The organism is Microbacterium sp. Root1433D1 (genome assembly GCF_001426835.1).
GTDB lineage: Bacteria > Actinomycetota > Actinomycetes > Actinomycetales > Microbacteriaceae > Microbacterium > Microbacterium maritypicum.
In genome coordinates this window covers 750,720-773,028 of the sequence record NZ_LMFN01000001.1, presented here as the reverse complement: position 1 = coordinate 773,028, position 22,309 = coordinate 750,720, and the positions used below count along the sequence as shown (strand labels likewise).

Sequence of the window (22,309 nt, the reverse complement as noted above, 5' to 3'; positions counted from 1 at the left end):
ACGAGTTTACACGTTACGTGCACACGAACGTGCAAGTTAGCTGAGGGGATGTGCGCAGACACGGGTCAGCCCAGAGACGTGACGGTCATCTCGTTCGTGGCGGTGTCGCACATGGTCAGCCGCCACGCGGGCGAGCCGTCTTCCATGACCCGTGCCATCTCGACGATGAGCGGACTCGGATATTCCTCGCCCGAGAGCTGGGCCGCGCTGTAGGCGCTGCTGCCGTTCATCTGCTGCTCCGCCTCGGTGAGCTCGGTCTCGCCCGTCGTGATGACTTCCAGCGTGCGGACGTCGACCAGTGACTCCCTGCCGAAGGCCGGATCGTCGACCCGTTCGCCGAACATGTCGACCCGGGTGTCGGCGCTGCGCAGCCGCCACACGAAGTCGGAGTCGACCCACTCGAGGCGAACGCCCACGATGGTGCCGCCGATCGCCTCCGATTCTCCGGGCAGGGACTCGAGGAAGTCGGAGGGCCAGGAGACCTCGGACGGCAGGCAGGTGCCGGGGAAGCCATCGCCGACAGCCGCCGGCGGGCTGGGCATCGCCGCGGAGCAACCGGCGCAGGCCAGCACTCCTGCGACCAGGAGCGCGCTTGCGCGCAGACGTACGGTGCTGGGCATCGGTGCCTCCATGATCGTCGCCGACATCCTGGGATCCTAGCCCGGAGCACCCCGCCGCCTCCGGGCGGCTCGTCGTAGAGTCACCTCATGAACGACATCGCACTGATCACCGGAACGTCATCGGGAATGGGCCTCCACGCCGCCGTCGAGCTGGCACGACGCGGGCTGCACGTGGTCGCGACCATGCGCGACACGGCGAAGGCAGGCGCCTTGCGGGCTGCGGCCGGAGAAGCGGGGGTCGAGGTCGATGTGCGCGCTCTCGACGTGGTGGATCATGCCGCCGCGGCACGACTGGTGGCGCAGATCGAGGCGGAGCTCGGGGGCATCCACGTGCTCGTGAACAACGCCGGGCAAGGCAGCGTGGCGACGGCCGAGCAGTTGACGATGGAGGAGGTCCAGGCGCAACTCGACATCAACTACCTGGCGCCGGTCAACCTCACCAAACTCGTGCTGCCGGGCATGCGCGAGCGCGGCAGCGGGCGCATCCTCACCGTGACGAGCGTCGGCGGAGCCGTCGGCCAGCCGTTCGCCGACGCCTACTGCGGAGCGAAGTTCGCGGTGGAGGGTTTCATGCAGTCGCTGGCGGTGGTCGCGGAACGATTCGGCGTCGGGGTCAGTGTGATCGAGCCCGCCGCGGTCGCCAGCGCCTTCGTCGACAACGCCGTCCGGCCGGAGAGCGGTGGCCCCTACGGCTCGCTCCTCGACGCCTACATCTCCCGCACCGCAGGCGCGTTCGCGAATGCGCAGTCCGCCGAATCCGCGGGGGCGGCGATCGCAGACGCGGTCCTGTCCGACGAGTACCGGTTCCGCTGGCAGAGCTCCGAGGGTGCCACCAGATTCGTCGGGGTCTCCCTCGCGGACACCGACGGCAGCGGGGTGCTCGGTTTCACGCGATCCTGGATCGCCGCCGGCTGATCGGCATCGACTGAAGTGCCCGACTCCAAGGGCGTGGTCCCGATCAGCGGACCTGGGGAGTTCGGCTCGGCGTCAGCCGAGCTCCCCCGAACCGTATGGGCGCACGGGTTGCTGCTTCTGGAATTCGTACTCGCCGCCCTGCCGCCCACCGAACGGGCGTCCGTGGTCGGCGAACTCCTCACGGTAGTAAGCCAGACGCCACGATCCGATCTCGATCCGTGACCCTGTGCGCAGGATCCTCGCGTCGTCGGAACTGTGCGGCAGGTTCGGCCGACCTCCACCGGTCGCGCCATACGAGTAGAGGACGTACTCGTCATCCTCGTTGCGACGCACCTCAGCGTGGATGGCCTTCAAGCCTTCGAGGCGGAGGTCGGCACTGGAATCGGAGCCGATCGTCGTCCGGTCGGGAAGCAGATCGAACTCTCGTGGTCGGCTGCGGTCCCAGTCGCCGTCACCGACGGCGAAGATCAATCGCGGCCTACCTGAACCCGGGAGATAGTGGGTCGTGGTCACACGCCGCGGTACTCGCCGGTTCAGAGTGGGCACGAGAGGGAACAGTGTGGGTGGGGGAAGCGGGAGCTGGAAGCCATCACCGCGTTCCCGTTGCTTCGCCTCGGACAGCAACGTGGTGAGATGCCCGAGCCGGATGTGCGTGGAGCCCGAGATCGCCCGACCGACCGGACCGGACTTCACGTCGCCGAACTGAACCAAAGTCCCCTTCGGACCCTCCACACGCACGCGGATACCTCGTCGGGCGAGCCCGTCGGCGAGTGGACCGAGCTGAGTGAGTTCGTGGCGTCCCATCCCTCCGAAGCCGGAGGAGGACTCGAAGGTGATGACGATCTCGCGGCCCGCAGCGTGCACCTCGAACCTCGTCGGAGGGCCGCCGTCCGCGGCGGCTTGCTCCACCTGCAGGTCGATATCGAGATGGATCATCGGCGTCGGTCTTCTCAGTCGGACCGAGATTCGCCCGAGGCGCTGTCGCTGGTGGTGACCCGAAGGGTGCCGTTGAACTTCCAGGTCGCCCGGGGCGCGTCAGGTCCGATGTCTCTGGGCACTTCCACCGTCATGTCCTCGAACGTGTAGTTGACAGCTGCCCCACGACCGGTGAGATAGGACCACATCTCCCGTCCGAGATCCGTCCAGTCGGTGATCGACGCACCGCTGGGACCTGAGGCTGAAGAGAACAGCCCCGAGTCTTCCGATTGGTCACTCATGGGAGCTCCTTCGCTGACGCCATGTCCTGTTGTTCAGATTATGCGCCCGAGAAGCGGGAATTACAATGCAGTCACACCCGTCTCCCGGGCTTCGAGCTATGCAGACGATCCCCGTGCGGAGCGCCCCACTGAGGCCCTCTCCTCAAGCGGGAGAGCAGCACACGATTACGTCGACGTGTTCTCACCGGAACAGCTCGTGGTGATCCACGACGTCATCACCCCCCCCGTGTCGGCACCTCCACGTCTGATCGCGTGTGGAGGAGACCTCAGGGCGTGGTGTGGGCCGCGGCGACCTGGCGTCCGATCTCGGCGGACAGGATCACGCCGGGGTGGGCGATCGCCAGGTGGAGGCCGGGCATGGTCGGCACCGGGCCCACGAGCGGCTGTCCGTTCGCCGGCATCGGTCGGTCGGCGATCACGGCATGTTCGAGGCGGACGTCGTCGGCATCGACGAAGGACCGGCGGATCGCGGCGAGAGTGGCCACGGCGAGCTCTCTCGGGTCACCGGAGAAACCTGCGGGAACGTCTTCCGCGGCGAGGAGCGTGGCGTCGTCCAGCTGGCGGACCTCGAACTCCGGGGCGGAGAGGATGCCCCGCACGAGCGGGCGGGGTGTGGAGAAGCGCAGCAGGCAACAGGGAGACCCCGCGACGTCGATATCGACTCCGACCGACGCGGCGAGGCCGGTCGACGCGGTGCCGGCCGCGAGGACGACGCTCTTCGCGGCGAGCACGCCTCGGTCGGTCGCAACCCCACGAACGCGGCCGTCATCGTGAACGATCCGCAGGACGGTGGTGCCGGTGCGCACCTCCGCCCCGTGCTCCTGTGCGCTCTGCAGAAGGGCGCGCGTGAAGGCGACCGGATCGACCCCCACATCGTCGGGGGCGTATGCCACCAGGTCTGGCACGTCGCGCAGGCTCGGCTCCCGCATCCGCGCCTCGTACGCCGTGATCAGCTTCATCCGGTGCCCTGCAGCCTGGTGGTCGGAGACGAAGGAGCGAGTCCGCTCCTCGGACTCCTCCCACGTGAGAGCACCGAACGGACGTAGCCCGATGGGCGCGGTGATCTCGGTGAGGACGCGATCGAACTCCGGCCGCGCACGCTCGCGGAGCGAACCCGCATACGCGTCGGCGGGGCTCTTGGCGATGCCGACCCAGGCGAATGACGCGGCTGTCACTCCCGTGCCCGGAGTTCCGCTGTCGAGCACGACCACCTCGCGTCCGGCGCGAGCCAGATGGTGAGCGATGGAGGCGCCGATCACACCGGCGCCGATCACGACGATGGGGGCGTTCGCGGGTGCTCGGAGGTCAGACATCGCCTCCAGCTTAAGGAGCGAGGGGATGCTCGTCTGTGCTCAGCAGTGAGAAGGTCTTGTGTTCCGAAATCTGTTACCGGTAACATCATGTCAGCAGTGATCATCACACCGGCCCGCTCGGGCCGCCGGACCCGCGCTCAGCGGGGCCCCGGTATCTCAAGGAGGAGAGTGCATGAACAGCGTCGCCGGTACCCATTCCTGTCGACACGGTCGCCGTGCCACGCGCCGTCGCCCGGAGCGCGGATCCCGCCAGGGGCAGCCCCCGAAGCACCGCTGAGCATCCAGGAGGGGCCCTGCTTCCTCTCCCGTGAGGCGACACTTCCGAGTGCGCGGACGTCCTGGTCCGCGTGCGGCGTTCGGTGCGCCCGCTTGACCTTCCCCTGAACCCCACCGACCCCACAAGGGGACCGAAGCCCGATCTGCGGCGATCCACCGCGGCGGGGCTGACGGTCGCTTCCCCACCTTCACCTGAGGTCACCGTCTTCCACGGCCTCCTCCTCCCTGAGGAGAAGGCCGTCATCGGCGCGCGCCCGCGCGCTCTCGGGTGAATCGATCTGCAAGGAGAAACTCCAGTGAAATCACATCTCAGATCCACCGATCGGCAGCGCAGCCGATCTGTATCGCGCCCCGGGGCGTTGCTGGGGGTCGCCGCCCTCATCGCGTCATCCGTGACCGCAGCGGGGATGCCCGTGGCGGCCTTCGCCGCTCCCGCGAACCTCATCCAGAACGGCACGTTCGAGAGCGGGCTGTCGGGATGGAGCGCGCCCCTGGGCGGGACGCTCGCCGAGAGCACGGATGCTCGCACCGGCACGAAGGCCCTCGCGATCAACGCTCGTTCCAGCTTCCAGTCCGGGCCCACCGCCACGGTGACCGGCCTGCTGAAGACAGACCAGTCCTACGACCTCTCGCTCTCGCTGAAGTTCGACGCCGGCCGCGCCACGCAGAACTTCAACGTGGTGCTGTGCACCTCGACGCGCAGCCGCTGTGATGTCGTGGCCTCCACGACGGCGACGGCGGGCGAGTGGTCCACGGTCGAGAAGACGTTCACGCCGCTGTCGGCCGATTACGACATCATGTTCGTAGAGACGCCCTGGAACACCGACATCCAGTCGTTCGTGATCGACGACGTATCCCTGACGACCGATGGCGGGGCCCCTGCGGTCACCGAGCCGCCGGCGGTGCCGGGCAACCTCCTGCCGGACGGTCGCTTCGTCTCGGACCTGACCGGGTGGACCAACACCCGCGGCGGCACGCTGGCTCTCAGCGATGACGCAGCGAGCGGCGCGCACTCCCTGAAGGTCACCGACCGGGAGAACACCCAGTCGGGTCCGTTCGCGAGTGTCGCGGACAAGATCGAGCTCGGTGCCTCCTACCGCCTCACCGGCAAGCTGAAGTACGACGAGGGCAACGCCACCCAGCAGTTCAACTTCACGTTCTGCCCCACGAACTTCAACGGATGCGCCGACTACGGGCATACGTTCACGAAGGGTGAATGGGGCACGTTCTCGCAGGAGTTCACGGCCGAGGCCAAGCATGTCGCCGCGGGATGGTTCTTCGTGGAGACCCCGTGGGGCTCTGCCGCCCTGCAGGACTTCAATGTCGACGACCTGTCGCTGGTGAAGATCGCCGATGCTCCGGAAGGTCCCGCGTTCACAAGCCTCGAGAAGGTCCAGACCAAGCCGATCGGCGACCACAACCCGCTCGTCGGTCACAAGTTCGGCGCTGACCCTCACCACCTCGTCTACAACGGTCGTCTCTACATCTACTCGACCGATGACACCCAGCAGTACGACCTGAACAGCAAGGACGAGAACGGTCTGCCGACGCAGTCGAACGGCTACGGCGGTATCACGCGGCTCAACGTGATGTCCACGACCGACATGGTCAACTGGGTCGACCACGGCACGGTGCCGGTGGCTCGTGAAGGCGGCGCCGCCCCGTGGGCGCGCAACTCTTGGGCTCCGGCCGCGATCGAGAAGGACGGCAAGGTCTACCTTTACTTCTGCGACAGCGGAACCGGCACAGCGGTCGTCGTCGGCGGCTCGCCGCTCGGCCCGTGGGAGGACCCGCTGGGCAAGAAGATCATCCCCGACACGGTGTCGCGCGACTACATCGCCGAAGGCGGCTTCCCCGCAGGCATGTGGCTGTTCGACCCCGAGGTCTTCATCGACGACGACGGCCAGGGCTACCTGTACTTCGGCGGCAACTCGCAGATCGGCACCTCGCCGAACGTGCAGGGACCGCAGAACCCGAAGTCGACGCGCGTCGTGAAGCTGAAGGACGACATGGTCACCCTCGACGGCGACCCGGTCGAGATCGACGCCCCCGGCATGTTCGAAGCCTCGAGCATGTTCAAGCGTGACGGAAAGTACTACTACTCGTACTCGTCGAACTTCCAGGTGAACGAGGCGCCGGGGCTGTACCCGTCGCGCGGTGCGATCGCGTACATGATGACCGATGACCCGATGAAGCTCGGCTCTTCGGAGTACGCGGGTGTGGCGTTCCAGAATCAGGGCACGTTCTTCGGGGCGGGCAACGGCGGCAACAACCACTCCGACATGTTCACCTACAAGGGCGAGACCTACTTCACGTACCACGCGCAGACGCGCGGGGCGGCGTGGGCCGCGGCTCTCGGAACCCCCGGTGCGACGCAGGGCTACCGATCGGTGCACATCGACAAACTCGAGTTCAACCAGGACGGCACCATCAAGCCGATCGTCGGAACCAAGGCCGGCGTGGCGCAGGTCGAGAGCTTCGACCCGTACCGCACCTTCGAGGCGGAGACCCTGGCCTGGCAGCTGGGCATCTCCACGACCAAGACGGAAGCCGCCTCGGTCGAGTTCCCCGAGCACAACGGCTCGGGCAACATGGTGCTCTCGGGCGTGGATGATGGGGACTTCTCCGGCATCTCCGGTGTCGACTTCGGCTCCGGGGCCCAGAAGGTGTCTGCGAAGGTGAAGCCGCTGGTCGCCGGAAGCAGCATCCAGGTGCGTCTGGATGACGTGGACGGCCCCGTCGTGGCGGAGATCCCCGTCGACGGCACGGTCGGAGAGTGGACCACGGTCGAGGCCGAGGTCACCGGTGCCACGGGCGAGCACGATGTGTTCTTCGTCTTCGCCGGTGCCGAAGGCGCGGATGCCGAGACCGACCTGTTCGAGGTCGACAACTGGGCGTTCACCGCGATCGACGACAGTCCGGGTGCCGAGCTGAGCGCGCAGCTGTCGGTCTCGACGGTCGCCGCAGGGGGCTCGGTCACCGTGACTGCCACCGGCGTGACGGCTGACGAGGTCGAGGTCGGCATCGAGAGCACCTACCGTGCGCTCGCGACCGCGACGACCGCGGATGGTCGGATCGAGGCTACTGTGACCATCCCCGCCGACATGGAGGCGGGTGCGCACCACATCGTGCTGCGTGACGGTGAGACGGAGCTCGCGCGGCTGCCGCTCACAGTCACCAGGGCGAGCGCAGGTGGCGGCGCCGACGGCGGCCCCTCCACCGGTGGTGGAACCGGGGGTAGCGATGGTTCCCTGGCGAATACCGGAGGGGATGCGAGTGCGTCGCTGACGGCGGCGTGGCTCGGTGTGCTGCTGCTGGCGCTCGGATCCGGGTTCTGGATCCTGCGCCGCCGAGGCCGCTCGGTCGCGGAGGCCGAGACGGAGTGAGGTGAGGTCACCGCCTCCCTGCGGTGACCGACCTCTCCCAGAGCCCGCCCCTTCTTGCTGCCCCCACAGCAGGGAGGGGCGGGCTCTCGCGAGCCATTGCGCGCCTACCGGTGTTCTCGGTAACATCGCTCCAGGCGGGGCCGACGGAGGTGTGTATGGTGAGCGTCGGCTCGGACAAGCCCAACATCCGACAGGTGGCGGTGATCGCCGGGGTCTCGCACATGACCGTGTCGCGGGTGTTGAACGACCATCCCAACATCAAGCCGGACACGCGTCGGCGCGTGCTCGAGGCGATCGAGGAGCTCGACTACCGTCCGAACCTGGTGGCGAGGGCGCTCGCGACGCAGCGGTCCCGCCGCATCGGAGTGCTCGTCGAGAGCCCGGGTGCCTTCGGTCCCACCAGCATTCTCAGCGCAGTCGAGCTCGCGGCTCGGGGCGCTGACTACTCGGTCGCCCAGATCGCTCTCCATGAGGGAGACGGTCTGTCGCCGCAGGAGGCGGTCGAGACCCTGATGACGCAGGGCGTCGATGCCCTGTGCGTGATCGCGCCACGATCGTCATCCGTGGCTGCGCTGCGGCGCGTCGTGATCAACGTGCCGATGCTCGTCGTCAAAGCCGATGCCGACCCCACGTTCCTGACGGTGTCGATAGATCAACATGCCGGCACCACGTTGCTCGTGGACCACCTGGTGGCCCTCGGGCACCGGGACATTCTGCACATCTCCGGCCCCCTGGATTGGCTCGACGCGCGCGCTCGCGAACGTGCCTTCCACTCTCGGGCGAAGTCGTGGGGCATCCGCGAGCGCCCGATCGTGGTGGGCGACTGGACGGCGGACTTCGCGTACGACTTCGCGATGGGTCTGACTCGGATGCCCGACTACACCGCGGTCTTCGCAGCGAACGACGACATGGCGATCGGTCTCATCCACGGGCTGCACGACAAGGGCTTCAGTGTTCCGAACGACATCAGTGTGGTGGGCTTCGACGACGTGCCGCTCGCTCGCCACATGCTGCCGCCGCTGACGACGATCCGGCAGGACTTCCATGCTCTCGGCGTCGCAGTGGTCGAGACGCTGCGCGCGGCGATCGAGGAGCGCGAGATTCCGGCGTTCACGCGCATTCCCACAGAGATCGTCGCGCGATCATCGACCGCGCCTCCCCGGGAGACGCGCTGATGACTGCGCCGGGGCAGCAGCAGCCCGTCGTCGAACTCTCCGGCATCACGGTGGAATTCCCGGGGGTGCGCGCGCTGGATGCGGTCGACTTCCGGTTGTTCCCCGGCGAAGTGCACGCATTGATGGGCGAGAACGGGGCCGGGAAGTCCACGCTCATCGCGGTGCTCACGGGAACCTGCACGCCAGTGGCCGGGACGGTGAGGATCGCAGGGGAGCGGCGCCGGTTCTCCGGTGTGGCCGACAGCCGTGCCGCCGGAATCGCGACCGTGTTCCAGGAGACGCAGCTGAGCCCGAACCTCAGCGTCGCCGAGAACGTGATGCTGGGCCATGAGCGTCGAGGACTGTTCGGTATCGATTGGCGCCGGACTCGAGCGGATGCAGCGGAGGCGCTCGGCAGGCTCGGGCTCGACGACCTCGACCCGAAGACGCCGGTCGGGATGCTGTCGCCGGCGCAGAAGCAGCTCGTCGCGCTTGCGCGCTCGGTCGTGGACCAACCCGACGTGCTGGTGCTCGACGAACCCACCTCGAGCCTCGATCAGGCCGAGGTCGCGACCCTCATGCGTGTCCTTCGCAATCTCCGCGAGCGCGGGGTCGCGATCCTGTTCGTGTCGCATTTTCTCGAACAGGCGTTCGCGATCAGCGACCGGATGACGGTCCTGCGCGGTGGCCGCCTGATCGGGGAGAACGCGACGCGGGATCTGGACAGGGCCGAGCTGATCTCCCAGATGCTCGGCAAGGACATCGAGAGCCTTCGCGCGCTCAAGTCCGAGCGAAAGTCGCATCACTACGCCTTCGACGGCATGCCGGCCCTTCATGCCCTCGACATCGGGCGCCGTGGCGAGATGGGCGGGACCGACGTCGAGGTGCAGAAGGGTGAGATCGTCGGCTTCGCCGGTCTGCGTGGATCCGGCCGCACGGAGCTCGCGAGCCTGCTGTCGGGCGCTGCCCGTGCTGACTCCGGCGAGGTGTGGGTGGAAGGTGAGCGAGTCGATCTGCGAAGTCCCTCGGTCGCGCTGCATCATCGGATCGCGATGTCGACCGAGAATCGCCGCACCCAGGGCATCATCGGCGATCTGACCGCGCGAGAGAACATCCTGCTGTCGCTGCAGGCGCTTCGGGGATGGTCGCGCCCGCTGTCGGCGGGGGAGGCCGGGGCGTTGATCGATGCTTACGTCGAAGGGCTGCACCTCGACCCCGTCGACCTCGATCGTCCCGTGAAGATGCTCTCCGGCGGCGCGCAGCAGAAGGTGTTGCTCGCGCGCGCACTCGCGGTGCGTCCGCACGTTCTGATACTCGACGAGCCGACACGGGGAATCGATATCGCGGCGAAGCTCGACATCCAGCGCCGTGTCAGCGAGCTCGCCGCCGGCGGTGTCGCCGTCGTGTTCATCTCCTCTGAGCTGGAAGAGGTCGTACGGGTCAGCGACCGCATCATCGTGCTGAAAGACCGCGAGAAAATCGGCGAGCTCAGCAACGGTCCGGGCGTGACTGTCGACACGGTGGTGGAGATGATCGCCGCGGATATCGACCCTCGTCTGCAGTAATTGTGCCCGGTAACACGACGGGCCTGACGATCTAGGCCCGGAATTCAAGTTACACGTTGTGTTCCAGTCTTTGTTCCCGGTAACATCGGCTCCAGGACACGACGTGAGTGTCCTGCAATCACCAGGACCATGATCGGTCCGAAACGGTTTGCCGGGTTCTTCCCGGCGTCTCAAGGAGGAGAAATGTCCGTGAAGAAGCGCATGCGCACGGCGATGGGCCTGGCAGCGGCAGGAATGCTCGCGATCGGTCTCGCAGCGTGCTCGACCGGCGACTCGGACGCCAACAGCGGCGGTGACGCGGGAGAGGTCACGACCGTCGGCTTCGTGGCCGTCGGGCCTGAGGGGGCATGGCGCGAGGCCAACGAGCGCAACATCCAGGACACGTTCACGAAGGACGCCGGATTCGACCTCAAGTACGCCCCCGCGACCAACCTCGACCAGAAGTCGCAGATCGACGCGTTCACGTCGTTCGTCGACGCCGGAGTCGACGTAATCCTGCTCTCGGCCACCGAGGCGTCCGGCTGGGAGGATTCGCTCAAGCGTGCTCAGGAGGCGGAGATCCCCGTGATCCTCCTGGACCGCGGCATCGAGCCGAATGACGACAGCCTGTACGTCACCCGCATCGCGCCCGACAACGTCGAGGTCGCCAAGGAGGTCGGCACGTGGGCTGCGGCGACCTTCCCCGAGGGCGGCAACTACGTCGTGCTCGAGGGACCCGCCGGCGTCGGCGTCGTCAACGAACGAAACAAGGGCTTCGACGAAGGCCTCGGCGATTCCTCATTGACCAAGGTCGATGCGCAGACGGCCAACTGGTCGGCGGAAGAGGGCAAGAGCGTCTTCGAGACGATGCTGAAGGCGAACAGCAACAACATCCAGTTCGTCTTCGCTCAGAACGACGAGATGGGTCTCGGTGCGGCTCAGGCCGCGGAAGAGGCTGGTCTGGTCATCGGCACCGACGTCAAGATCGCCACGATCGACGGCACCAAGAACGCAATGCAGGCGCTCGCCGACGGGCAGCTCAGCTACGTGCACGAGTACAACCCGCTGTTCGGCGAGACCGCTCTCGACGTGGTGAAGAAGACGCTGGCGGGTGAGTCCGTCGAGTCCTACATCATCGTCCCCAGCAAGGCGTTCGACTCCGCCGAGGCGGCCAAGGCCGTTCTGGCCGACCGCAAGTACTGATCAGACCGAGGCTTCGACCTCACGCCGGGTGGCGCAGCGCGATCTGCGCCACCCGGCTTCTCAGACGGAGAAACAGCGATGAACGAAGAACGGCCCATCGTCGAGATGCGCGGGATCTCGATCGAGTTCCCCGGCGTCAAGGCGCTCGACGGCGTCGACTTCCGCCTCTTCCCCGGCGAGGTGCACGCCCTCATGGGAGAGAACGGTGCCGGCAAGTCGACCCTGATCAAGGCGCTCACGGGCGTCTACACGATCGACTCCGGAACGATCGCGGTCGCGGGTGAGGAGCGCAGCTTCACCGGAACCGGCGACGCGCAGGCCGCCGGCATCTCGACCGTCTATCAAGAGGTCAACCTCGCCCCGAACCTCTCCATCGGTGAGAACGTGATGCTCGGGCACGAGGTGCGCGGCCTGTTCGACATCAACTGGCGGGCCACCCACCGTGCCGCCACCGTAGCTCTCAGCCGACTGGGGCTGCAGCACCTCGACACCCACAAGCCGCTCTCGACGCTGTCGATCGCGATGCAGCAGTTGGTCGCGATCAGCCGCGCGATGGCCGTCGATGCCAAGGTGCTGATCCTCGACGAGCCGACTTCGAGCCTCGACGCCGCCGAGGTCGACGGTCTGTTCGGAGTGATCCGTTCGTTGCGCGACCAGGGCGTGGCGATCCTCTTCGTCTCGCACTTCCTCGACCAGATCTACGCGATCAGCGACCGGCTCACCGTGCTGCGCAACGGACGATACGAGGGCGAGTACCTCACCAGCGAGCTCGATCGTCATGCTCTGATCTCGACCATGATCGGCAAGGACCTCGACACTCTCAAGTCGCTCGGTGGCAACCGTCGATCCGAGCCCCGCGACCCCGACGAGAAGCCCCTGCTCTCGGCATCCGGGATCGCGCGTCGCGGCGCGGTCGAGGCCACCGACCTCGAGATCCGTCGCGGCGAGGTGGTCGGGTTCGCCGGACTGCTCGGCGCAGGGCGCACCGAACTCGCGCGGCTGCTCTACGGGGCAGACCGTGCGGATGACGGCACCCTCACCCTCGACGGGACCCGCACCGACCTCAAGTCGCCGTCGGACGCTCTCGCCCGCCGCGTCGCGTTCTCGACCGAGAATCGCCGCGACGAAGGGATCATCGGCGACCTCACGGTACGCGAGAACATCATCCTCGCCGTCCAGGCGAAGCGTGGCTGGGCGCGACCGATGTCGCGCAAGGAGCAGGATGCGATCGTCGACAGATACATCGCCGAGCTCAACGTGCGCCCCGCCGATCCCAACCGCATGATCAAGAACCTCTCCGGCGGCAACCAGCAGAAGGTGCTGCTCGGACGATGGCTCGCCACGTCTCCCGACCTGCTGATCCTGGACGAACCGACCCGCGGGATCGACATCGGCGCGAAAGCCGAGATCCAGGAGACCGTGGCGCAGCTCGCGGAAGACGGCGTCGCCGTCGTCTTCATCTCCTCCGAACTCGAGGAGGTGGTGCGCCTGTCGGAGCGCATCATCGTCATCAAGGACCACCGCAAGATCGGCGAGATCCAGAACGGCCCCGACGTGACGGCGCAAGAGATCGTCGACATCATCGCCGCGCATGGCCTGGAGGCCGCCGCCGAGACACTCGACGACGCTGAGGGGACCCTCCCCGACGCCGTCGTCCACACCACCGAGAGCGAGGGCGCGCGATGACCGCCGCAGCCGGCACGACCTTCTGGCATGACCTCATCCGCAAGCCGTTCTTCTGGGGCATCGTCGCGATCGTGGCGCTGCTCGCATTGAACGTGATCAAGGATCCGACCTACCTCGCAGTGACGATCAACCCGAACAACGGCAACCTGGTCGGCAACGTCATCGACATCCTTCGTCAGGCAGCCCCGGTGATGATGATCGCGATCGGCATGTCGCTGGTGATCGCTACCGGAGGCATCGACCTCTCCGTCGGCTCGCTGATGGCGGTCGCGGGTGCCGTGTCGATGGAGTTCCTCAGCGCGGCCGGCAACTCGGAGTCCGTGGGCGTCGCCTTCGCCGCCGTCGGGCTCGCGCTGCTGGTCACCGCGATCCTGGGTGCGGTGAACGGCGTCCTCGTCGCCTACATCGGGCTGCAACCGTTCATCGCGACGCTCGTGCTGATGCTCGCCGGCCGAGGGATCGCGAAAGTGATCACGGGCGGCCAGAACACCTCGGCCACGAACGCCCCGTTCCGCTGGATCGCGAACGGCTACCTCATCGGGATCCCCGTCGTGTTCATCCTCGCCGTGGTCATCGTGCTCGCCGTCGGAATGGTGGTGCGCCGCAGTGCGCTGGGCCTCATGATCGAAGCGATCGGCATCAACCCCAAGGCGAGCCGCATGGCCGGCATCAAGCCGGCGGGGCTCTTGCTGACCGCCTATGTGCTCAGCGGCATCCTCGCCGGAGTGGCGGGCATCATGTCGGTGGGTAGCGTCATGACCGTCGACATCTCCCGCACCGGCTATCAGCTCGAGCTCGACGCCATCCTCGCGGTGGTCATCGGCGGGGCCTCGCTGGCCGGTGGCAAGTTCTCGCTCAGCGGGGCATTCGTCGGTGCGCTGCTCATCGCGACGCTCGACAAGACCGTGCTGTATCTCGGGGTCTCGTCGTCGGCGACGCCGGCCTTCAAAGCGATCGTGATCGTCGTGCTGTGTCTGCTGCAATCCGAACGGGTGCGCAGCTGGTTCAGCACACGTCGACGGGTCGTCACCGTCATCCCCGCCCAGGAAGCCGTCAAAGAGGAGGCGAAGGCATGACCGCTCTGATCGCTGCCCCCGTGCAGAACGAGCGTGTGGGTCTGGTGAGCCGCGTGCGGCGCCTGATCCTCGCAAACCCGTCGGTCCTCCCGACGATCGCATCCGTCGTCATCTTCGTCGCCATGGTCGTGTACGGCGAGGTCGCCTACGGGCGCGTGGTGCAGTTCAACACGCTGTCGAACCTGCTCATCAACAACGCGCACCTGATCGTGCTCGCCGTCGCGATGACGTTCGTCATCATCACCGGCGGCATCGACCTCTCTGTGGGGTCGGTCATCGCGTTCTCCTCGGTCGCCGGGGTGATGCTCGCCAACGCGGGCTGGAACGCCTTCGCCGTCATCGTGGTGATGATCGCCTCGGGGGCAACGTTCGGTCTCGTGTCCGGCATCCTGATCCGGTACTTCAACGTGCAGCCGTTCATCGCGACACTGGCCATGATGTTCCTCGGGCGCGGGCTCGCTTCGCTGCTCAGCACCACCCCGGAGCGTCTCGGCGAAGACTCCCCGATCCGCTGGATCGGGGTGCAGCTGAAGATCATCGACGGACCGAAGGTGAACGACCTCGTCATCACGCCGGCCGTGATCATCGCGATCGTGGTCGTGCTCGCGGCCTTCTTCGTGCTGCACCGCACGCGTACAGGACGCACGGTCTATGCGATCGGCGGTTCGGAGAGCTCCGCGCTCCTGATGGGCCTTCCGGTATGGCGCACCAAGGTGCTGGTCTACGTGATCAGCGGGGCGCTGGCCGGGTTGGCCGCGGTGCTCTACACCGCCCGTCTCGGCACGGCCCAGAACATCACCGGCATCGGCTGGGAGCTCGATGCGATCGCCGCCGCGGTCATCGGTGGAACGGTCCTCACCGGTGCCTATGGGTACGTGCTCGGATCCGTGATCGGCGCGCTCGTGCTCGGACTCATGAACGTGCTGATCACGCGCGACGGCGGCATCCCCCCGGAGATGACCACGATCATCACCGGCGGCATCCTGCTCGTGTTCGTCTTGCTGCAGCGCGTAGTGACTCGCAAGAAGGAGTAGGGACCGCCCCGCTCGACCGAGGAGGTCGGGCGGGGCGGTACCGGCCCGGGGGTGGGAGCGTCAGACGTGGTCGCGCCAGGAATGCTGCGGCGTATAGCCCAGTACTCGGCGCGCCTTGGCGATCGAAAGCAGCGTCTCGTTCGGGTCCACTTCGCGTGTGAGCGGCACGCCGGGGAAGACCTCGGCGAGCAGCTCCGCGTTCGGACGTGACATCACGGTGTCGGCGGCCGCGATGATGAACCTGTCGAACCCCGGGGCGGCGACCTCGAGTGCACGCTGCACGGCCTGTGCGCCGTCGCGGGCGTCGATGTAGCCCCAGAGGTTCCACTTGCGGCGCAGCGGGTCGGCATCGAACTCCGGGAACTCGGCGTAGTCCTCGGGGTTCATGACGTTCGAGAATCGCAGGGCCGTGATCGACAGGTCGGGATGCCAGCGCACCAGCTCGCTCGCCAGCTGCTCCTCGAGCGTCTTCACCAGCGAGTACACCGACTCGGGGCGGGCGGGATAGTCCTCATCGACAGGGGCGTACGGCGGCGGCACATCGAACGGCAGCCCGAGCACCGTCTCGCTGGAGGCGTAGACGATGCGGCGGATGCCGAGTCGCACCGCGGCCCAGAACACGTTGAACGTGGCAGGCATGTTGTTGTGGAATGTCGCGACGTCGCTGCGGATGCCCGGTGCCGGGATGGCGCCGAGATGCACGACCGCGTCGATGCCGTCGTGCCGGTCGCCCACGGATGTGAAAGCGTCGATGACCTGGCCGTAGTCGGTGAGTTCGACTTGGACGAAGTCCGGGCCGCGGGTGCCGGCGACATCCATGCCGATGACGTCGTAGCCTTTCGCGCGGAGCTCCCGCGCGACGACGCTGCCGAGCTTGCCGGATGAACCCGTGAGAGCGATGCGCATGTCACCAGAGTGGCACGGCTGCGGGTGCGTGGCATCCGTCGTCGTACACTCGTCGGCGTGAGCGACACGAACAATGAGCCCCGCCGAGCCGTCGGTGTGCGTGAGGTCGCTGCCCGCGCCGGCGTCTCGCGCCAGACGGTGTCGCGGGTGCTGAACGACCACCCTGACGTGGCCCCCGAGACGCAGGAGCGCGTGCGAGGGGCCATGGCGGAGCTCGGCTATCGCATGAACAACGCGGCCCGCGCGCTCGGTACCCGCCGCTCCCGCACCCTGGGCGTGCTGGCTTCGGACGCTCTCCAGTACGGGCCTTCGCGCAGCATCGCAGCGATCGAGGCATCGGCGCGAGGTGCAGGTTACTGGGTCAGCGCGGCGTTCGCGGATGCGGGGGATTCGGCTGCCGTCGTCGCTGCCGTCGATCACCTGGTGGCGCAAGGCGTCGAGGGCATCGTGGTCGTGGCGCCGCACGCCCGGACGCTGGCTGTGCTCGACGATCTTCGCATCGACGTGCCGGTGATCACGCTGCACTCCGCGGGACATGGTGCACGCGGTCTGTCGGTCGATCAGACCGCTGGTGCCCGCTTAGCCGTAGCAGCCCTCGCCGACGCCGGGCACACGCGCATCGCGCACCTTGCGGGTCCTGCCGACTGGCTCGAGGCCGAGTCGCGGTCGGATGGCTTCATGGCAGAGCTGGCCGCACGCAACCTTGAGATCGGGCCCGTGATCGAGGGCGACTGGTCTGCCGGGTCCGGATACGCCGCTATCGCGGCTGTGCGGGAATCTGGGGTCACCGCGGTGTTCGCGGCGAACGACCAGATGGCGCTGGGCCTGCTCAGCGGCTTGCACGAAGCCGGACTCGCGGTGCCGGACGACATCAGCGTGGTCGGCTTCGATGACATCCCGGATGCCGCGTACTACTGGCCCCAGCTCACGACCGTGCGCCAGGACTTCGAGGAGCTCGCACGCCGCGCTGTCGCCGTCGTAATCGGCACCGTCGAACCTGACTCCCTGGTGCCGATCCTGCCCGAATTGATCACGCGGGCCTCGGTGGCTGCTCCGCCTCGCTAGCCCTCCCCGGCCCCCGCGCGTGCGTTCGAGGAAGGCTGGCGCTCGGGTGTGCTTGACGCACGAGCGGAGCCCGTGACACACTTATGTGACCGGTCACAGTGACCGGTCACGATCCCCTTTCAGAGGTACCTGTGAGCACCGACGCCCCCCCTTTCGATCCCGCCGTCGAGCGTGCGATCACCGACGTCCGGGCCGAGGTCGCCCGACTGCACGGAGAGCTGGTCCGCTCAGGCCTGGTCGTGTGGACCGGCGGCAACGTCTCCGGTCGAGTTCCCGGCGCCGATCTCTTCGTGATCAAGCCCAGCGGTGTGAGCTACGACGACCTGGCGCCGGAGAACATGATCCTCTGCGACCTCGACGGCGCCGTCATCGCCGGCACGCCCGGCAGCGACCGCTCACCCTCGAGCGACACCGCCGCCCACGCGTACGTCTACCGGCACATGCCGACGGTCGGAGGCGTCGTGCACACGCACTCCACCTACGCCGTCGCGTGGGCAGCACGGGGCGAGGAGATCCCGTGTGTGATCACCGCGATGGCCGATGAGTTCGGCGGCCCGATCCCCGTCGGCCCGTTCGCGATCATCGGCGACGACTCGATCGGCCGCGGAATCGTGGAGACGCTCAGCGATCACCGCTCCCGCGCGGTGCTCATGCAGAATCACGGTCCGTTCACGATCGGGGTGGACGCGAAGAACGCGGTCAAGGCTGCCGTCATGGTCGAGGACGTCGCGCGCACCGTGCACCTGGCTCGTCAGGCGGGACCCCTGATCCCCATCCCTCAGGCCGCGATCGACCGCCTGTTCGACCGCTACCAGAATGTGTACGGACAGAGCGAGGACACGCGCCGATGACCGCAGCCGATGACATCCGCCGTGCCCGAACGAGCATCGGCATCGAGCTCGGATCGACGCGCATCAAGGCGTGTCTGATCGGGCCCGATGCGACGGAGGTGCTCGCGACCGGGTCCTTCTCCTGGGAGAACCGGCTCGAGGAGGGTCGATGGACCTATCCGATCGACGAGGTGTGGGCGGGGCTCCAAGCCGCCTATGCAGCGCTGGTCGACGATGCGCAGGAGCGTCACGGCGTGCGCCCCGAGTCGTTCGGCGCCATCGGGATCTCCGCGATGATGCACGGGTACCTCGCGTTCGACCAGGCAGGAGAGCCGCTCGTCCCGTTCCGCACCTGGCGCAACACCAGCACGGGTGCGGCATCTACGGAGCTGGGAGAGCTCTTCGGCGTCAACATTCCGCTCCGCTGGTCGATCGCGCACCTGCATCAGGCGGTTCTCGACGCCGAACCGCACCTGGCACGGATCGCGAGCGTGAACACCCTCGCGGGTTACGTGCACCAGCGCCTCACGGGTGAACGGGTGCTGGGTATCGGCGACGCGTCGGGGATGTTCCCGATCGATACCGCGACCGGCGACTATGACGTGCGGATGCTCGACGCCTACGACACGCTCCTCGGTGGGCGTCTGCCCGTCGACACCCGGCAGCTCCTGCCGATTGTGCGTACAGCGGGCATGCCGGCAGGAACCCTGACGGCGGACGGCGCCGCACTCCTCGATCCGAGCGGCGCTCTGCGTCCTGGCATCCCGCTGTGTCCGCCCGAGGGCGATGCCGGAACCGGCATGGTGGCCACGAACTCGGTCGCCCCCCGCACGGGCAATGTGAGTGCGGGGACAAGCATCTTCGCGATGGTGGTGCTGGAGCGTCCGCTGACCGGGTCACACCACGAGATCGACCTCGTCACCACTCCCGCGGGCGATGCGGTGGCCATGGTCCACTGCAACAACGGCGCCAGCGAGCTTGCCGCGTGGGCCGGGCTGTTCACACGTTTCTCGCGGGCTGCCGGTCACCCCGTGGATGAGGATGCGGCCTTCGATGCGCTGTTCCGAGAGGCGCTCTCGGGCGATGCGGATGCCGGAGGGCTGCTCGCCTACAACCACCTCGCAGGCGAGCCGATCGCGGGGCTGATCGAAGGCCGTCCGCTCTTCGTCCGTACGCCGGACAGCGACTTCACGCTCGCGAACTTCATCCGCGCCCAGATCTACGGCGTCTTCGGCACACTCGCCATCGGCATGCATGTGCTCGCAGCCGAGGGGGTCGAGCTCGATCGGATGTTCGCACACGGCGGCATGTTCAGAACCGCAGGGGTTGCGCAGCGCTTCCTCGCGGGAGCGCTCGACGCCCCCGTCGCCGTCGGCGAGCTCGCCGCGGAAGGCGGAGCCTGGGGCATCGCCGTGCTCGCCTCGTACCTGGCTGTGGCGGACGAGCTCTCGCTTGTCGAGTACCTCGATCAGCGAGTGTTCGCCACGGCATCGCTCTCGACATCCGACCCCGATCCGGGCGATGTCGCCGGCTTCACCTCCTACCTCGATCGCTATCGGACAGGTCTGGCCATCGAGGCCGCCGCCGTCGAATCCCTCTAAGGACCGTTCATGACCCGCACTCCGCTCACCACCTCGCTCGACGGCTTCGAGGTCTGGTTCCTCACCGGCAGTCAGCACCTCTACGGTCCGGAGACGCTCGCGCAGGTCGCGACGCAGTCGCAGGGGATCGCGCGGCTGCTCGACGAGTCGCCCGAGGTGCCCGTCAAGATCGTCTGGAAGCCGGTGCTGACAGACGCCGCGGCCATCAAGCGGACAGCGCTCGAGGCCAACGCCGACGACCGCGTCATCGGCCTCTTCGCGTGGATGCACACGTTCAGCCCCGCGAAGATGTGGATCGCCGGACTCGACGCGCTGCAGAAGCCGCTCGCGCACCTGCACACGCAAGCCAACGTCGAGCTGCCCTGGGCCGACATCGACTTCGACTTCATGAACCTCAATCAGGCTGCGCACGGCGACCGGGAGTTCGGGTACATCCAGACGCGTCTCGGCGTGCCGCGCAAGACCATCGTCGGCCACGCATCAGACCCGCGTCTGCGGCACGAGCTCGGCACCTGGCAGCGGGCGGCGGCCGGCCTCGCGGCTTCCCGCAACCTCAAGCTCGCGCGATTCGGTGACAACATGCGCTTCGTCGCAGTGACCGAGGGCGACAAGACCGAGGCCGAACTGCGCTTCGGTGTGCAGGTCAACACCTGGAGTGTGAACGAGCTGGCGGATTCTGTGGCCGCGGCGTCCGCAGCGGACATCGACGCCCTCGTCGCCGAATATGAGGAGCACTACGAGGTCGCGCCCGAGCTTCGCCGTGGAGGTGAGCGGCATTCCTCCCTGCGCGACGGTGCGGCGATCGAGATCGGGTTGCGATCGTTTCTGGAGGAGGGCGGCTTCGGGGCCTTCACGACCTCTTTCGAAGATCTCGGCACGCTGAAGCAGCTGCCGGGTCTTGCCGTGCAGCGTCTGATGGCCGAGGGGTACGGCTTCGGCGCGGAGGGCGACTGGAAGACGGCTGTCCTGGTGCGCATCGCCAACGTGATGGGTTCGGGCCTGCCGGGCGGTGCGAGTCTGATGGAGGACTACACCTACGACATGACTCCCGGCGACGAGCTGATCCTCGGTGCCCACATGCTCGAGGTCTCACCGTCTCTCACGACCGCGAAGCCCACCCTCGAGATCCATCCGCTCGGCATCGGCGGCAAGGACGACCCGGTGCGCCTGGTCTTCACGGCCGACCCCGGCCCCGCGATCGTCGTGGCGCTGAGCGACATGCGCGACCGGTTCCGCCTCACCGCGAACGTGGTCGAGAACGTGCCGCCCCGCGCCGCGCTGCCGAAGCTCCCGGTCGGTCACGCCGTCTGGAAGCCTCAGCCCGACTTCACCACTTCTGCCGCAGCGTGGCTTACCGCCGGCGCTGCGCATCACACCGTCATGTCGACCGCGGTGGGCCTCGACGCGTTCCGCGACTTCGCCGACATGGCAGAGGTCGAACTCCTCGTGATCGACGACAGCACCACGCTGCCGGAGTTCCAGAAGCAGGTCCGCTGGAACCAGGCGTACTACCGACTGGCGCAAGGGCTGTGACCGCGCTCCCACTCTCAGGGCGCCAACTGCGCATCGCCGCACACGGCTACCGCGCAGAGATCGCGAGCATCGGCGCGACGTTGCGGACCCTGACCTCGGGTGGTCGCGATCTCGTGGTGCCGTTCGAGCCCGACAGCCTGCGACCGGGCTACCGCGGAGCAACGCTCGCCCCCTGGCCGAATCGCATCGTCGGCGGGCGCTACCGCTATGCAGGGAGGGAGCATCAGCTGCCTCTGACCGAGCCAGAGCGTGCACACGCGCTGCACGGACTGCTGACCTGGGTCGAGTTCGAAGACCGGCTCGTTCTCGACGATCGGGTGGTGCTCGTCGCGGTGATCCTGCCCCAGGCCGGCTATCCGTTCCGCGTCGAGGTCGAGGTCGACTACCGACTCGATGCCGGGGGCCTGCACCAGACCGTGACCGCTCACAACGTCGGAGCGGATGCCGCGCCCTGGGGTACCGGGCCGCACCCGTATCTGGTCGCAGGGCCCGGGGCGGTGGACGACTGGTATCTGTCGCTTCCGGCATCCGAGGTCCTCACGGTGACGCCGGATCGGCTGAGCCCGGTGACGGTGGAGCCGGTGTCGCAGCACCCGCAATGGGACTTCCGCACCTCCCGTCGCATCGACGACGTCTTCATCGATCACGCGTTCACCGGTCTCGCCCGCACGGCTGGTGTCGCCGAGGTGCGCCTCCTCGCCGACGATGGACACGGCGTGGGCATGGAATGGGATGACCGTTGCCCCTGGGTGCAGGTGCACACCGCCGACACCCCGACCGTCGCGGAGACGCATCGTATCGGCCTGGCCGTCGAGCCCATGACGTGCCCGCCCGATGCTTTCAACTCCGGCGTCGACCTCGTGACGCTCGCCCCGGGCGCCACCTACGCCGCATCGTGGAGGATCTTCGCCGTTCCCGGTGCTCCGGTCGCGGGCTAGCGGCCCCTCCGG

General features: G+C 67.4%; 18 protein-coding genes. 13 read left to right on the top strand and 5 right to left on the bottom strand.

Features of this window, described 5'->3' with window-relative positions; genetic code table 11:
- Positions 1-65: 65 nt before the first annotated feature.
- The gene (locus ASD13_RS03750) at positions 66-647 is read right to left on the bottom strand and encodes a hypothetical protein (protein ID WP_055865921.1); all 582 of its coding nucleotides are present in this window, start codon (positions 645-647) and stop codon (positions 66-68) included.
- Between the two features lie 60 nt (positions 648-707).
- Between ASD13_RS03750 and ASD13_RS03745 the strand changes: the two genes are divergently transcribed.
- The gene (locus ASD13_RS03745) at positions 708-1,535 is read left to right on the top strand and encodes an SDR family NAD(P)-dependent oxidoreductase (RefSeq protein ID WP_055865919.1); all 828 of its coding nucleotides are present in this window, start codon (positions 708-710) and stop codon (positions 1,533-1,535) included.
- 72 nt (positions 1,536-1,607) lie between these two features.
- On the opposite strand, the gene ASD13_RS03740 is transcribed toward ASD13_RS03745, so the two are convergent.
- From ASD13_RS03740 to ASD13_RS03730, 3 genes are all read right to left on the bottom strand, one after another.
- Positions 1,608-2,471, bottom strand: a complete 864-nt coding sequence (locus ASD13_RS03740; RefSeq protein ID WP_055865917.1) for an FHA domain-containing protein — start codon at positions 2,469-2,471, stop codon at positions 1,608-1,610.
- Positions 2,472-2,485: 14 nt separating this feature from the next.
- On the bottom strand, positions 2,486-2,752 hold the full coding sequence (locus ASD13_RS03735; RefSeq protein ID WP_055865915.1) for a hypothetical protein: 267 nt from the start codon (positions 2,750-2,752) through the stop codon (positions 2,486-2,488).
- A 266-nt stretch (positions 2,753-3,018) separates the two neighbouring features.
- A complete protein-coding gene (locus ASD13_RS03730) occupies positions 3,019-4,065 on the bottom strand; it encodes an NAD(P)/FAD-dependent oxidoreductase (protein ID WP_055865913.1) in 1,047 nt (348 codons plus the stop codon).
- 572 nt (positions 4,066-4,637) lie between these two features.
- Here ASD13_RS03730 and ASD13_RS03725 point away from each other — a divergent pair.
- From ASD13_RS03725 to ASD13_RS03695, 7 genes are all read left to right on the top strand, one after another.
- Positions 4,638-7,727 carry a carbohydrate binding domain-containing protein gene (locus ASD13_RS03725; RefSeq protein WP_235562459.1) on the top strand — a complete coding sequence of 1,030 codons (3,090 nt, stop codon included), beginning with the start codon at positions 4,638-4,640 and terminating at the stop codon, positions 7,725-7,727.
- A 155-nt stretch (positions 7,728-7,882) separates the two neighbouring features.
- On the top strand, positions 7,883-8,902 hold the full coding sequence (locus ASD13_RS03720; RefSeq protein WP_055865911.1) for a LacI family DNA-binding transcriptional regulator: 1,020 nt from the start codon (positions 7,883-7,885) through the stop codon (positions 8,900-8,902).
- Positions 8,902-10,446: a sugar ABC transporter ATP-binding protein gene (locus tag ASD13_RS03715; protein WP_157535564.1), complete on the top strand. Its 1,545-nt coding sequence runs from the start codon at positions 8,902-8,904 to the stop codon at positions 10,444-10,446. Before ASD13_RS03720 ends, ASD13_RS03715 begins: the two co-directional genes overlap by 1 nt.
- Positions 10,447-10,629: 183 nt before the next feature.
- Complete coding sequence (locus ASD13_RS03710) at positions 10,630-11,628, top strand: substrate-binding domain-containing protein (protein ID WP_055865909.1); 999 nt, start codon at positions 10,630-10,632, stop codon at positions 11,626-11,628.
- Positions 11,629-11,706: 78 nt separating this feature from the next.
- Positions 11,707-13,314 carry a sugar ABC transporter ATP-binding protein gene (locus ASD13_RS03705; RefSeq protein ID WP_055865907.1) on the top strand — a complete coding sequence of 536 codons (1,608 nt, stop codon included), beginning with the start codon at positions 11,707-11,709 and terminating at the stop codon, positions 13,312-13,314.
- Positions 13,311-14,390, top strand: coding sequence for an ABC transporter permease (locus ASD13_RS03700; RefSeq protein WP_055865905.1), 1,080 nt, complete (start codon positions 13,311-13,313; stop codon positions 14,388-14,390). Before ASD13_RS03705 ends, ASD13_RS03700 begins: the two co-directional genes overlap by 4 nt.
- Positions 14,387-15,424, top strand: coding sequence for an ABC transporter permease (locus ASD13_RS03695; RefSeq protein WP_055865903.1), 1,038 nt, complete (start codon positions 14,387-14,389; stop codon positions 15,422-15,424). Before ASD13_RS03700 ends, ASD13_RS03695 begins: the two co-directional genes overlap by 4 nt.
- Before the next feature lie 60 nt (positions 15,425-15,484).
- Here the strand turns inward: ASD13_RS03695 and ASD13_RS03690 are convergent, their stop codons facing one another.
- Complete coding sequence (locus ASD13_RS03690; RefSeq protein ID WP_055865901.1) at positions 15,485-16,330, bottom strand: NAD-dependent epimerase/dehydratase family protein; 846 nt, start codon at positions 16,328-16,330, stop codon at positions 15,485-15,487.
- A gap of 57 nt (positions 16,331-16,387) precedes the next feature.
- Here ASD13_RS03690 and ASD13_RS03685 point away from each other — a divergent pair, with 57 nt between their 5' ends.
- The 5 genes from ASD13_RS03685 (at position 16,388) to ASD13_RS03665 (ending at position 22,297) form a co-directional block, all read left to right on the top strand.
- Positions 16,388-17,395 carry a LacI family DNA-binding transcriptional regulator gene (locus ASD13_RS03685; RefSeq protein WP_055866871.1) on the top strand — a complete coding sequence of 336 codons (1,008 nt, stop codon included), beginning with the start codon at positions 16,388-16,390 and terminating at the stop codon, positions 17,393-17,395.
- 131 nt (positions 17,396-17,526) lie between these two features.
- Positions 17,527-18,246, top strand: a complete 720-nt coding sequence (locus ASD13_RS03680) for an L-ribulose-5-phosphate 4-epimerase (protein WP_055865899.1) — start codon at positions 17,527-17,529, stop codon at positions 18,244-18,246.
- The gene (locus tag ASD13_RS03675; protein ID WP_055865896.1) at positions 18,243-19,826 is read left to right on the top strand and encodes a xylulokinase; all 1,584 of its coding nucleotides are present in this window, start codon (positions 18,243-18,245) and stop codon (positions 19,824-19,826) included. Before ASD13_RS03680 ends, ASD13_RS03675 begins: the two co-directional genes overlap by 4 nt.
- Before the next feature lie 9 nt (positions 19,827-19,835).
- Positions 19,836-21,359: an L-arabinose isomerase gene (araA, locus tag ASD13_RS03670; protein WP_055865895.1), complete on the top strand. Its 1,524-nt coding sequence runs from the start codon at positions 19,836-19,838 to the stop codon at positions 21,357-21,359.
- Positions 21,356-22,297, top strand: coding sequence for an aldose 1-epimerase family protein (locus tag ASD13_RS03665; RefSeq protein WP_055865892.1), 942 nt, complete (start codon positions 21,356-21,358; stop codon positions 22,295-22,297). Before araA ends, ASD13_RS03665 begins: the two co-directional genes overlap by 4 nt.
- Positions 22,298-22,309: the final 12 nt, after the last annotated feature.

Coding starts and splice junctions, on each gene's coding strand:
- ASD13_RS03750 (WP_055865921.1), bottom strand. CDS start 647: ATGTCGGCGACGATCATGGAGGCACCGATGCCCAGCACCGTACGTCTG.
- ASD13_RS03745 (WP_055865919.1), top strand. CDS start 708: ATGAACGACATCGCACTGATCACCGGAACGTCATCGGGAATGGGCCTC.
- ASD13_RS03740 (WP_055865917.1), bottom strand. CDS start 2,471: ATGATCCATCTCGATATCGACCTGCAGGTGGAGCAAGCCGCCGCGGAC.
- ASD13_RS03735 (WP_055865915.1), bottom strand. CDS start 2,752: ATGAGTGACCAATCGGAAGACTCGGGGCTGTTCTCTTCAGCCTCAGGT.
- ASD13_RS03730 (WP_055865913.1), bottom strand. CDS start 4,065: ATGTCTGACCTCCGAGCACCCGCGAACGCCCCCATCGTCGTGATCGGC.
- ASD13_RS03720 (WP_055865911.1), top strand. CDS start 7,883: ATGGTGAGCGTCGGCTCGGACAAGCCCAACATCCGACAGGTGGCGGTG.
- ASD13_RS03715 (WP_157535564.1), top strand. CDS start 8,902: ATGACTGCGCCGGGGCAGCAGCAGCCCGTCGTCGAACTCTCCGGCATC.
- ASD13_RS03710 (WP_055865909.1), top strand. CDS start 10,630: ATGTCCGTGAAGAAGCGCATGCGCACGGCGATGGGCCTGGCAGCGGCA.
- ASD13_RS03705 (WP_055865907.1), top strand. CDS start 11,707: ATGAACGAAGAACGGCCCATCGTCGAGATGCGCGGGATCTCGATCGAG.
- ASD13_RS03700 (WP_055865905.1), top strand. CDS start 13,311: ATGACCGCCGCAGCCGGCACGACCTTCTGGCATGACCTCATCCGCAAG.
- ASD13_RS03695 (WP_055865903.1), top strand. CDS start 14,387: ATGACCGCTCTGATCGCTGCCCCCGTGCAGAACGAGCGTGTGGGTCTG.
- ASD13_RS03690 (WP_055865901.1), bottom strand. CDS start 16,330: ATGCGCATCGCTCTCACGGGTTCATCCGGCAAGCTCGGCAGCGTCGTC.
- ASD13_RS03675 (WP_055865896.1), top strand. CDS start 18,243: ATGACCGCAGCCGATGACATCCGCCGTGCCCGAACGAGCATCGGCATC.
- araA (WP_055865895.1), top strand. CDS start 19,836: ATGACCCGCACTCCGCTCACCACCTCGCTCGACGGCTTCGAGGTCTGG.